Source organism: Dyella thailandensis (assembly GCF_050749815.1).
In the GTDB taxonomy this organism is placed as follows: Bacteria; Pseudomonadota; Gammaproteobacteria; order Xanthomonadales; family Rhodanobacteraceae; genus Dyella_A.
Window position 1 is genome coordinate 3,079,585 of sequence record NZ_CP192735.1, and the last position, 12,526, is coordinate 3,092,110.

Below are 12,526 nucleotides of genomic sequence, written 5' to 3' on the forward strand. Positions count from 1 at the left end.
GCTATATCACCGCGCATCGTCCTGGTCGGCCCCAGTCCTACGTGGTCCCGAGTTGGTTTTCACCGGCGAAACGGAGGTGTTCTTCGCGGGTCGGCACCGGCCTGCTCGGCCAGCGACGAACGGGGCAGCCGAGCGCCCGATGGCAGGCCGACGCGCGCGATTCTCCGGCCCCGCGCAACATCGGCGGGCGCGAATTAGGCCGCGGCGTGCCGCCGCCCGGTGCGCTCGCGGTGCTCACCCACCATCCGCTCGACGAAGGCGCGATGGTCGGGCAGGTCGCCGAGGGCGTGCTGCGCCACCTGCTGGATCGCTGCAAACTCGCGCCGCGCCTCGTCGGCCTGCGGGTAGGCGTGGCGCATCGGCTCGAGATCGGTGTGGAACTCCATGCCGTACAGCACGTACTGCCAGCTCGCCATCTGGAACATCTCCAGGTCGCTGACGAAATCCAGTCGATGCGGCGGTCGATGCCGCCACAGCGCCAGCTTGTCCTGCAGCGTCGGCGGGATGCTGGCGGGGTCGGCGTTGTCGATCCAGAACGGCGTGTCGCCGCGCTGGCTGATGCAGTAGTGCATCTTGATGAAGTCGATGATCCGCTCGTAGCGAGCCACCATCATCGCGTTGTGCTGGCGGGCGATGCGCGGCAGGTCGTCGAGGTCGGCCGGCAGCGCGTGGGTGAGCAGGTAGGCGCCCAGCTCCACCAGGGCGATGCCGGTGGATTCCAGCGGTTCAACGAAGCCACCGGCCAGCCCGACCGCCACGCAGTTGTGCCGCCAGTGCTCGGGCCGGTAGCCGGTCTCGAAGCGGATGCGCAGCGGCGTCAGGTCCTCGGCCGAAGGGCCGAGGTAATCGCGCAGCACCTGCTCGGCGCGCTCCTCGTCGCTGTGCCGCGAGGAGTACACGTAGCCCACGCCGCGGCGCTGCTGCAGGCCGATGTCCCAGGTCCAGCCGGCCTCCTGCGCGGTGGCGATGGTGTAGGAGGGAATCGGCGCATCGGGCCGCTCGTACGGCACCTGCATGGCCACGGCGCGATCGGCGAACAGCACGTCGGCCCGGCTGTGGAACGGCGACTGCAATGCGCCATCGATGAGGTGCCCGCGCAGGCCGGTGCAGTCCACGTATAGGTCGGCCGTCATGGCGCCGAGCTCGCTGGTGATCAATCGCGCGATGGCGCCGCGTTCGTCCAGCTCGGCGCGCTCGACGGTCGCCACGTGGCGATGCACGCCGAGTACTTCGGTACCGTGTTCGGCCAGCACTTTGGCGAAGCAGGCGGCATCGAAATGGAAGGCGTGGTTCAGCGGCCCCTGGTAGTCGCCGTCCTGCGGGCGCTTGGGCGCGCGCTGGTGCTGCACTACCCGGCTCTGCATCGCTACCGCCTCGGCGAACGACAGGCCCGTCGGCGCCTCGCCCAGCAGCCAGTACGGCAGCAGCTCCGGTCCGCCCGGACGCTGGCTGGGCAGGCTGAAGGGATGGAAGAACGCCTCGCGTCCCGGCGCGCCCGGCGGTCGCACCCAGTGGCGATAGTGGATGCCTTGCTTGTAGGTGGCGTGGGCACCGTCGAGGAAGCGGCGCTCGTCCAGCCCGATCGCGGCCAGTGTGCCGCGGATCGACGGGAACGTGGCCTCGCCCACACCCAGCAGGCCGATGTTCTCGGCCTCCACCAGGTGCACCTGCACCGCCGAAGGATCGCTCGAACGCATCGCCTTGGCCAGGTAGCACGCCACCAGCCAGCCGGCGGTGCCGCCGCCAACGACCAATACTTTCTTCAACCGCGCCATCGCTTGCGCCTCCGGTTCACGTCGCCGGCCGCTCCGTCTGCTCACCGGCGAACGATAAAGAAAGGCCGGGCCTCCTGGGTGGAGACCCGGCCGATGCGCCATTCAAGGGGAGGGTGCCGGTGTCAGCTCCTGCAACACCGGCTTGGGAACGGCAAAAGGGGAGCGGCGCGACCGTCATGACGCGCCGCCGTCGATCAGCTCAGAACCAGAAGCCGAACTGCACGCCGTAGGTGCGCGGCGGCAGATACTGCGAGGTGAAGGCCACCGTGCCGTTGGCGAGCAGGGTGCTGCCGGCGGCGCTGCTCTTGACCCGGCCGTCGCTGACGTTCTGCACGTAGGCGTTGATGTACCACTTGTCGCCCGGCTCGGAGTAACGCAGGGCCAGGTCGGTACGCACGTAGGCCTTCTGCTTGTCGCCGTCACCGAAGTTGAACCAGCTCAGCCACTGTGCGCTCTGGTACTGCGAGCTGATCCGCGGGGTCAGCCGGCCACCGTTGCCGAGCACGAAGTCGTGCTCGTAGATCGCGGTGAGCGACACGTCCGGCGCGTGCGGCAGATCGTTGCCGGTGATGTCCGCGCAGTTGTTGCTGATGGTCGACTCCGGCGGGCAGGCGGTGGGCACGTAGTAATCGTTGCTGGCCGCGTAGCGCTCGGTACCCAGCTTCTTCTCCGGGATCACCGAGAGCACCAGCGTGGCGCGATCGTGGTTCTGCGAATAGGCCAGCTCGGACTCCAGGCCGCCCACCTTGGTCTTGCCGCCCACGTTGGCGAAGCCCAGGCCGTGCGTGCCGTCCGGGTAGGTCACCGGCGCGGACAGCTGGTAGTTCTTGAACACCTCGTAGTAGGCCGCGCTGTTCCAGGTCAGGTGGCCGTCGAGGAAGGAGAACTTGGTGCCGATCTCGTAGTTGGTCAGCGTCTCGGGCTTGTACAACGCGCCGCCGTCCTGGGTGCCGCCGGACTTGTAGCCGGTGGACACGCTGGCGTAGATCAGCCCGGTCGCACCCAGGTCGTGGTCCACGCGCAGCAGCCAGGTCGGCTTGCTCTTGCTGTAAGTGCCGTCGTTGTGTTGGCTGATGTTGAAGCCGGCATCGCCGGGGTTCTGCCACGGCGAGAGCGGCAGTTGCGGATACGCCGCGTCGTAGCCCCAGCCCCAGTTGATGCCGCCGCGGTTCTCGCGCTTGTCGTGCGACCAGCGCGCGCCGCCGGTGAGGCGCCAGGTGTCGCTCATATGCCAGGTGGCCTGGCCGAACGCCGCCGACGACTCCACCAACTCTTCGGGCTGGATGAACGAGCCTTGCCAGCTCACGGTGCCGTGCTGGGTGCCGTTCATGATCGGGATGTCGAAGCGGATGTTGTTGTTCTCGTGGGCGTAGTACAGGCCCAGGATCCAGTCGACGGTCTGCTCGCCGGTGGACTTCAGGTCCAGCTCGTGGCTGTAGCTGGAGTAGTTGGAGAAGTTGGTGCGGTCTTCCTGGTACACGCCGTTGGTGGTGAAGCTGGTGGGTACGTTGACGCCGCCGTCCTGGTCGAAGTCGCTCTTGCCGGAGTAGCGGTTGTAGCCGGCCACGTAGGTCAGGTCGAGGCCATCGCCGAGCTGCCAGTCCATGCGGCTGCGCACCGACTTGGCGGTGCGGTCGAGGTACGGCGCCACATCGGCCAGGGTCGACCAGAACTTCTGCCCGGGCCGCGGCTGCTGCATCAGATTCATGCTGGGCGTGCCGCGGTCGGTGAAGTACTCGTAGGACAGATCCCACAGGAAGTTGTCCGACGGCTTCCAGCGCGCGCTCACGCGGGCGGCCGACTGGTCCTGCGCGTTGTACTTCTTGCCGCCCTTCACGAAGTCGTTCGGGTCGATCGGCTGGAACGCCGCCGGGTCGCCGCCCGTGGCCAGGTAGGTGGCGCGCTGCTGGTCCACCGAGGGGATCTGGCCGATCGGGTTCTGGTAGTCGACGTAGCCGTCGTGCTGCTGGTGCACGGCCGCCACGCGCATGGCGAAGGTGCTGCTGATCGGCAGGTTCACCGCGGCGCGCACGCCGCTCTGGTTGTAGTTGCCCGCCTCGATGCTGCCGTTGCCGTAGAAGCCGCCTTCGATGTCCGGCTTGGCGGTGGTGAAGCTGATCGCGCCGGCGGTGGAGTTGCGTCCCCACAGCGTGCCCTGCGGGCCGCGCAGCACTTCCACGCTGTCCATGTCCAGCAGCAGGCTGGACGCCGCTTCGGCGCGCGGGCTGTAGACGCCGTCGACAAAGGTGGCCACCTCGGGGTCGGCGTATTCGGTCTTGGCGCTGTCGTTGCCGATACCGCGCAGGGTGAGCGTGACCACGCCGTGGTCGCCCTGCGAGGTGCCCTGCAGGCCGGGCACCAGCTTGGTGATGTCCTGCACGGTCATCACCCGCTCCTTGTCGAGCGTGTTGGCGGAGATCGCACTGACCGCCACCGGCGTCTTCTGCAGCGGGGTTTCGCGCTTGGTCGCGCTCACCTGCACCGCGTCCAGCTGGGTCACTTTCTTCTTTGCCGGCGCCGCATCGGACGACGACGCGTCCTGCGGGGCAGCGAGTACGGTGCCTGGAGCGAGCACCAGGGTCATGGCGACATACAACGCCGAGTAGCGCAGCTTCATGTACTTCCCCCTCCACATAGTCTGATGGTTCGTTGCCGGCACGACGGTGCCGGCCGGATCTGCTATCCCCGAAATGACAGCGCTGTCATTACCGATGATAAAAGTTTCGTTCGCTGGAAGCTTGACGCGCGGCAGCACACCTTTTGATCGCGGCAACTTCCTGTTTTTACTCGAATCTCGTCATCTTCTTGGCTTCGGCTCGCGGCGCTTTTGGTGCGCAGCAAGTCAATTCGCGGGAACGGGACCGGCGTCGACCCCGTTCCGTCGGCTCATTTCGGGCACGTCACCACCTCGTCGGCATCCGTGCCCAGCGCCACGCGGAACACCGCCAGCGAGGAACCCGCCCGGGCACCGAGCTGGAACGGCTGCTCGATGTGGTGCATGTCCGCGCCCGCGGCGCGGAAGCACTTGAGCGGCACGCCAACGCGACTCCACTGGCCGCTGGCCAGGTGCGCCAGCTGCGGCCCCAGCGCCACCCGCCCCTGGCACTGCGTGCCGCAGCCCAGGCCGATCCACGCATCCGGCCCCGGCAGCGCATCCACCTGCAGCGTGACCACCAGCAGCACATCGCCGTTGGTCTGGCGATCCAGGTCCAGCGGCGCCTGCGCCCGCACGGCCAGCGTGGCCTGGTCGCGCGTCCAGGCGAAGCGGCGCGAATCCTCCTGCGCGCGGTAGTCGAGCGCACTCATGCGCAGGCTGCCGTCCGCCGTGGCGGCCGATGACACATCGGCGGAGACGGTGTCGCCGTCGGCACCGACCAGACTCACGCTGTAGCCGTGCACCGGCTTGCCGCGGTCGATGTAGTTGCCCACCGGGATCTGCTCGCCCTGGATGCCCGATACCTCCGGCAGCGCCGGCACAGTGGCGCCGTGCGCATAGCTCAGCCCGTAGCCGAGCGGGAACTGCGGCGCGCCGTGCCCCGGCAGTGCGGTGCGCGGCCAGGCATAGGCCAATTGCCCGTGGAAGTCGTGCGCGATACGTCCGTCGGCGGTGCGCAGCAGCACGTCGGCCACGCCCTCGCCCTCGCTGCCCGGCAGCCAGGCGGCGACGAAGGCGTCGGCGGCGTTGATCTCGCGATTCACCCACAGCGGGCGACCGCTGAGGAACACCGCCACCACCGGAATGCCGGCGGCCTTGAGGCGGCGGATCAGCTGCAGATCGTGGTCATCGCCCGGGCGGTACAGCAGGTTCGGCAGATCGCCCTGGAACTCGGCGTAGGGATCCTCGCCGAACACCACCACGGCCACGTCGGGCTTGCGCGTGTACCGGCCATCGACGGCGATTTCGGCATGGCCACCGGCAGCGGCGACCTGGCGGGCGATGCCGGCGCCGATCGACTGGGCGCCCGGGAAATTCGCGTTGCTCAGGCCGGTGCCCTGCCAAGTCAGCGTCCAGCCACCGCTCTGTCGGGAGATGTTGTCGGCGCCTTCGCCGGCGACCAGGATGCGTTTGCGCGGATCGAGCGGCAGCACGCCGCCGTTGTTCTTCAGCAGCACCAGCGACTCGCGCACGGCGCGACGGGCCAGCGCGCGGTGCGCGGGGCTACCGACGATCTCATCGGCGCGCTTCGCCAGCGGCTGGGCCGACGGCAAGCCCGCCTCAAACAGCCCAGCGCGGAACTTCACCCGCAGGATGCGCGCCACCGCGTCGTCCAGTCGCGCCATCGGGATCGCCCCGGACTTCGCCTCGGCCAGCGTGTGCTCGTACAGGCCGCGCCAGCTGTCCGGGGCCATCAGCATGTCCATGCCGGCGTTGTAGGCGAGCGGACAGTCGGTGTTGCTGCAGCCGGGGATCTGGCCGTGCGCGTTCCAGTCGCCCACCAGCAGGCCCTGGAAGTCCATGCGCTGCTTGAGCACGTCGGTCAGCAAGGCCTTGTTGGCGTGCATCTTCACGCCGTTCCAGCCGGAGAAGGACGCCATCACCGTCTGCACGCCCGCGTCGATCGCCGGCGGGTAGCCGGCCGCGTGCACGTCGATCAGCTCGCGCTCGCTGACCTCAGCGTCGCCCTGGTCCTTGCCGTCCTTGGTGCCGCCGTCCGCGAGGTAGTGCTTGGCGGTGGCGATCACGTGCGCGTCGTCGAGAAACTGCGGCGTACCGACCTTGCCCTGCAGGCCCTCGACCATCGCCCGCGAGTACTCGGCGACCAGCTTCGGATCCTGCGAGTAGCCCTCGTAGCTGCGACCCCAGCGCACGTCCTGCGGTACCGCCACGGTGGGCGCGAAGGTCCAGTTGATGCCGGTGGCGCGCACCTCGGCCGCGGTGGCGGCGCCGATCTGGCGGATCAGTTCCGGATCGTGCGCGTTGCCCAGCGCCGAGTTCTGCGGAAACAGTGTGGCGCCGACGGTGTTGTTGTGCCCGTGCACCGCGTCGATGCCGAACAGCAGCGGGATCGCCGGGCGGCCGTCGTGGCGCTCCATCGCCGCGCGATAGAACGCATCGGACAGCGCCTGCCACTGCTTCGCGTCCGCCGTCAGCCGGGCACCGGGCTTGGAATTGCCGCCGGCGAGGATCGCGCCCAGGTGGTACTTGCGCACGTCATCCGGCGTCACGCTGAGGATGTCGGCCTGGATCAACTGGCCGACTTTCTCTTCCACTGTCATCTGCGCCATCAACGCGGCGACCTTGTGCTCGAGCGCCGGGTCGGCCGGGAACGGCCAGTGCGCGCGCGGCCAGCGCTCCGGATGCACGGCCGCCGCGGCTTGGCCCGCCATGGCCGCGGCCAGCGGCAACCACGCCAGGGTGACGGCCAGAATCGCCGGAACGGAACGCCAATGACGGACGGATGCGGGCACGCCTTTCTCCCCTGCTGCGAAGCGCGCGGCTCCCTCGCGGAACCGCTCTGGCGGGGCAGACTGGCAGAAATGACAGCGCTGTCAAATTGCAGTGCAGCATGACGGAGGGGGCGTCGTCGACGCGGGGAGAGCGTGGGTGATCGGCGGGAAATGGCGCCGTGGTGCGGTTTGCGGGCGCAGACAAGAATCCGGAAGGTCGCCCACAGGGTGGGCTCCTATGGGGCAGCGGCGGCCACGTCACAAAAGCCCCTGTGCAGGAGCCCACCCTGTGGGCGACCGGCGCGAAGCCCAACACCCGCAGCAATCAACCCGGCACGGCAGCCGTCGATTCGCGCATCTGCAGCGTGTACGGCACCTGCAGCAGCAGGCCGTTGCCCCTGCCGCGCAGCACTTCCATCAGCTGCTCGGTGGCGAGCTTGCCCATCTCGCGGCTGGGCTGGCGCACGGTGGTCAGCGGCGGCCACAACTGGGTGGCCAGCGGAGTGTCGTCGAAGCCGCATACCGACAGGTCGCGCGGCACCTTCAGGCCGCGCTCGTTGGCCGCCCACATCACGCCGGCGGCCATGTCGTCGTTGGCGGCGAAGATCGCCGTGGGCAGGGTCGGCCGCGAGAACAGCTCGCGCGCGGCGAGCACGCCGGAGCCGAAGGTGAATTGCCCCTGCACCACGTAATCCGGATCGAACGGCAGGCCGGCCTCGGCCAATGCTTCCTTGTAGCCGTTGAGGCGCCAGCGGCTGGCGCCGTGGTCGGCGATGCCGACGATGTGCGCGATGCGCCGGTGGCCCAGCTTCACCAATTCGCCGACCAGCGCCTTGGCCGCCTGCTGCTCGTCCATGCATACGCCGATGACGTGCTCGCGCCGCTGCGGCGAGATGCTCGCGTGCGGCACGCCGTGCTCCTTCAGGCGGCGCAGCAGCGCGGCGTTGTCGGTGAGCGGCGGCGTGACGATGACGCCGTCGATGTGGTGGTCGGCGACCAGCGCGTCGACGCGGCGGATGAAGTCCTGCACCCGCGTACGCAGCGGGCACACCATCATGGAATAGCGGTTGGCGTTGCACGCCTCGAGCACGCCGTCCTGGATCTCGGCCAGGTAGGTGGAGGCGGGGTTGTCGTTGTTGTCGTAGAGCATCGCCACCAGGAACGAACGGCTGCCGGCCAGCCCGCGCGCGGCGGGGCTGGGGCGGTAGTTCATCTGTTCCATCGCGGCGAGCACGCGCTGGCGCGTGGACTCCTTGACCGACGGCTCCTCGTTGAGCACGCGCGAAACCGTCTTGGGCGAAACGCCCGTCGCACGCGCTACGTCTTCAAGGCGGACCCGCATGCATGCTCCCGACACCCCGTGCCATCGGTGGGACTATGCCTGCCGCTGCCGGCGCCTGACAAGGATGCGCCAGGCTTCGGCGGCGGCCGCGACAGCTCGCCGCAGCTCGATCGCGCGTTGCCCTGATCCTGGTCAAGAGCCCACGCGCCGCGGCCGGGCAAAGTGCCGGCCATGGACCTAGCCGACGCCCCCGCTCCCGCCGCCATTGCGCCGCCGACCTTCGATGCGGCGCTGATCGCCCGTTACGACATCAACGGCCCGCGCTACACCAGCTACCCGCCGGCGCCGCAGTTCCGCAGCGACTTCGACGAAACGGCGCTGCGCGCGGCGATCCGCGAGTCCAACGAGGAACCGATTCCGCGGCCACTGTCGGTCTACGTGCACGTGCCGTTCTGCATGAGCCCGTGCTTCTACTGCGGCTGCAACCGGGTAATCACGCGCGACATCGGCAAGGCCGACCGCTATTTGGAACGGCTGGTGCGCGAGATCGAGCTGGTCGCGCCGCTGTTCGATCGCGACCGCCCAGTGCGCCAGCTGCATTTCGGCGGCGGCACCCCGAACTTCCTCGACCTGCCGCGGATGCGCGAGCTGATGGAGTCGCTGGCGCGGCATTTCAGCTTCGTCCGCGACGACCAGCGCGAATACGGCATCGAGATCGACCCGCGCTTCGCCGACGCGGCCTACATCCACGGGCTGGCCGAGCTGGGCTTCAACCGCATCTCGGTCGGCATCCAGGATTTCGACCCCGCCGTGCAGGCGGCGGTGAACCGCATCCAGAGCGTGGCGCAGACCGCCGAGGTGCTGCACGCCGCGCGCGAAGCGCGCTTCGTCTCGGCCAGCGTGGACCTCATCTACGGCCTGCCGCGGCAGACGTTGGACGGTTTCGACCGCACACTCACCGAGGTGATCGCGCTGGCGCCGGATCGTGTCGCGGTCTACGGCTACGCCCACCTGCCGGCGATGTTCAAGGCGCAGCAGCAGATCGAGGCGGCCGAGCTGCCCGACCCGGCGACCCGGCTGGCGCTGTTCGGCCGCGCGCTGGAACGGCTCACCGCCGCCGGCTACGTCTATATCGGCATGGACCATTTCGCCCGCGCCGACGACGAGCTGGCGCGGGCGCAGCGCGCCGGCCAGCTGCAGCGCAACTTCCAGGGCTATTCCACCCACGGCGACTGCGACATCGTGGGCCTGGGCGTGAGCGCGATCGGCCGCATCGGCGACAGCTACAGCCAGAACGCACGCGACCTCACCGGCTACTACGCCGCGCTCGACGCCGGCCGCCTGCCGGTGGCGCGCGGCCTGCTGCTGGACGAGGACGACGTGATCCGCCGCGCCGCGATCGGCGAGCTGATGTGCCACGGCGAGCTGGACATGGCCGCCTTCGGCGCGCGCCACCGCTTGCTGTTCGACACCTATTTCGCGCAGGCGCTGGAGCGGCTGCGCGCGCTGGCCGATGACGGCCTGGTGACGCTGGACGAGCGCATGATCCGGGTGACTTCGCGAGGACGCCTGCTGTTGCGTATCATCGCGATGTGCTTCGATGCCTATCTCGATGACGAGGCATCGCCGGCACGCTACTCGCGCGCCATCTGACCCACGCCACCGGTTGTCACCCACGATGCGCTCCAGCCATCCGGCAGGCCGCCTGCCCGATCCGCCCAGCCCGATCGCCAACGATGGCGACGAGGTCCGTTTCTGCCGCACCTGCGCCTTCGCCGGCGCCTGCATCGCGGTGGGCTACGGCAAGCCCGAGCTGGAGGCCCTGCACTGCCTGGTGGAACACGTGGGGCCGTACCGCTCGGGCGATCACGTGTTCCGCACCGGTGATCCGTTCCGCGCGATCTTCGCGGTGCGCGCCGGCACGGTGAAGACCTGCCTGGTCGACAAGGAAGGCCGCGAGCAGGTGCTGGGCTTCTACCTGCCCGGCGAGGTGATCGGCCTCAACGCGATCTATCCGGAGCATTTCCCGTGCGACGCGATCGCACTGGAAAACGCGCAGTTCTGCCGCTTCTCGTTTCCCGCCATGAGTGCGCTGGCGGCGCGCATGCCGGCCGTGCAGCAGCATCTGTTCCGCCTGCTCAGCAAGGAACTCGGCACCGCCAGCCTGCTGGCCGGCGACCACAGCGCCGACGAGCGCATGGCCGCGTTCCTGTGTGACCTGGGCCGCCGCTACGCCGCGCGCGGCTTCTCCGGCACGCGCTTCGCGTTGAGCATGTCGCGCGGCGACATCGCCAACTACCTGCGCCTGGCCTCGGAAACGGTAAGCCGGGTGCTGACGCGCTTTCGCAGCCAGAACCTCATCGCCATCGAAGGCCGCGAGCTGGAACTGCTCGACGTGAAGGGTCTGGAGAAGATCGGGCAGAACCTGCTGCCGGATTGAGCGGCGCGCGATGGCCGCGCTCCGGTGGAGCGTGCCTCTGCCGCGCGAGCGCCTGGCTCGCCGCTGATGCGATGCCGTGTAGTGCGTGACGCCGGTTGGCGCAGCGCGCTCGTGATTCGACTCGCCCCCGGGCGGTGTGCAGTCCCGCTCGCCAGCGCCTCGTCATGCCTCCCCATTCCCGCATCGACAGGGAGGGAATCCGCCGTGCGATCCAGGCTGTCACCGCATGGAGGTGAAAGCCTTGGTGCGATCTCGCCCGGAGGAATCGCGGTGATGCCACCTCCCCGGCACCGCCCACGCTGACCCAGATCAGGGCACCCGCGCGGCACCGTCACCAGCATGGTGGCCTCGCTTCGTTCCGAGTGCCGCCATGCGCGATACCGTGATCACCCCACCCACGCCGATGCGCGTGCCGGACATCCTCGCCCAGGCGCCGCACCGCCTGCTGTTCTTCGCCGGCAGCTGCGCGGTGCTTACCAGCATGACGTGGTGGGCGCTGCAGCTGGCGTCGCTGCGCTATGGCTGGGGGCGCTGGCCGCAGCCACCGGTGCCGCCGGCGTGGGGCCATGCGCTGCTCACGGTGTACGGGATGCTGCCGCTTTTCATGTTCGGCTTCCTGCTCACCGTGTTTCCCCGCTGGCTGGATCGCCCCGCGCTGCCGCGCCGGCGCTACGTGCCGGTGGCCGGCGCGGTATTCGGTGGCTATCTGCTGGCGCACGCCGGCCTGCTCGGCAGTCTCGCGCTGTTGCGCGCGGGCGTGCTGCTGACCGCCATCGGCTGCGGCGTGGCGCTGGTCACGCTGGCCCAGGTGCTGGCCGCCTCTACCGCACGGCAGGCTCATGCGTGGTCGTGCCTGGCAGCGCTCGCGGTGGGCAGCATCGGACTCATCGCCGGATTGGCCGCGCTGTTTGGCGCCCCGCCGGTGGCGATGACGCTGGCGATCCGGCTGGGCGTGTTCGGCTTCCTGCTGCCGATCTACTTCAGCGTGTGCCACCGGATGATTCCGTTCTTCAGCGCGAACGTGATCGCTGGCTACCGCATGTGGCGGCCGCGCGCGAGCCTGGTGCTGGCGTGGACGCTGCTGACGGCGCACGTGGCGCTGGAGCTGGCCGGCGCGCAGGCCTGGCGCTGGCCGGCCGATGCGCCGCTGGCGCTGCTGTTCGCCGCGCACGCGCTGATGTGGCGGCCGTGGCGGGCGCGCCGGCCGGGCCTGCTGTTGGCGCTGCACTTGGCCTTTGCGTGGCTGCCCGTGGCATTCGCGCTGTACGCGCTGCAGAGCGCGTGGCAGCTGGTCACCGGCGAGACCGTGCTCGGGCTGGCGCCGCTGCACGTGCTGACCATCGGCTACTTCGGCTCGATGCTGGTGGCGATGGTGACGCGGGTGACGCAGGGCCATTCCGGCCGCCTGCTGCAGATGGGCGCGGTGCCGTGGCTGTGCTTCGTCTTGCTGCAGTGTGTGGTGGTACTGCGCGTGCGCGCCGAGCTGGGATCGGACAGCTACCGCTGGCTGGTGATCGCCGCGGCGGGCTGGCTGATCGCCTTCGCGCCGTGGGTGCTGCGCTCGGCATGGATCTACCTGACCCCGCGCGCGGACGGCAAGCCGGGCTGAGCCGGCGGCAGGCTGTCGCAGGCAGCGCGTTC

General features: G+C 69.3%; 7 protein-coding genes. 3 read left to right on the top strand and 4 right to left on the bottom strand.

Annotated features, from left to right (window positions below; all coding sequences use genetic code 11):
- Positions 1 to 194 precede the first annotated feature (194 nt).
- From ACQVBX_RS14205 to ACQVBX_RS14220, 4 genes are all read right to left on the bottom strand, one after another.
- Entirely contained in the window at positions 195 to 1,775 is a 1,581-nt protein-coding gene (locus tag ACQVBX_RS14205) for a tryptophan halogenase family protein (protein WP_431634906.1), read from the bottom strand.
- Between the two features lie 199 nt (positions 1,776 to 1,974).
- Positions 1,975 to 4,392, bottom strand: a complete 2,418-nt coding sequence (locus ACQVBX_RS14210; protein ID WP_431634907.1) for a TonB-dependent receptor — start codon at positions 4,390 to 4,392, stop codon at positions 1,975 to 1,977.
- Between the two features lie 269 nt (positions 4,393 to 4,661).
- Positions 4,662 to 7,103, bottom strand: coding sequence for a glycoside hydrolase family 3 N-terminal domain-containing protein (locus tag ACQVBX_RS14215; RefSeq protein WP_431638193.1), 2,442 nt, complete (start codon positions 7,101 to 7,103; stop codon positions 4,662 to 4,664).
- A gap of 385 nt (positions 7,104 to 7,488) precedes the next feature.
- Positions 7,489 to 8,505, bottom strand: coding sequence for a LacI family DNA-binding transcriptional regulator (locus ACQVBX_RS14220; protein WP_431634908.1), 1,017 nt, complete (start codon positions 8,503 to 8,505; stop codon positions 7,489 to 7,491).
- 171 nt (positions 8,506 to 8,676) lie between these two features.
- Here ACQVBX_RS14220 and hemN point away from each other — a divergent pair, with 171 nt between their 5' ends.
- The 3 genes from hemN (at position 8,677) to ACQVBX_RS14235 (ending at position 12,494) form a co-directional block, all read left to right on the top strand.
- Complete coding sequence (gene hemN / locus ACQVBX_RS14225; RefSeq protein WP_431634909.1) at positions 8,677 to 10,098, top strand: oxygen-independent coproporphyrinogen III oxidase; 1,422 nt, start codon at positions 8,677 to 8,679, stop codon at positions 10,096 to 10,098.
- 25 nt (positions 10,099 to 10,123) lie between these two features.
- On the top strand, positions 10,124 to 10,885 hold the full coding sequence (locus ACQVBX_RS14230; RefSeq protein WP_431634910.1) for a helix-turn-helix domain-containing protein: 762 nt from the start codon (positions 10,124 to 10,126) through the stop codon (positions 10,883 to 10,885).
- 370 nt (positions 10,886 to 11,255) lie between these two features.
- On the top strand, positions 11,256 to 12,494 hold the full coding sequence (locus ACQVBX_RS14235; protein WP_431634911.1) for an NnrS family protein: 1,239 nt from the start codon (positions 11,256 to 11,258) through the stop codon (positions 12,492 to 12,494).
- Positions 12,495 to 12,526: the final 32 nt, after the last annotated feature.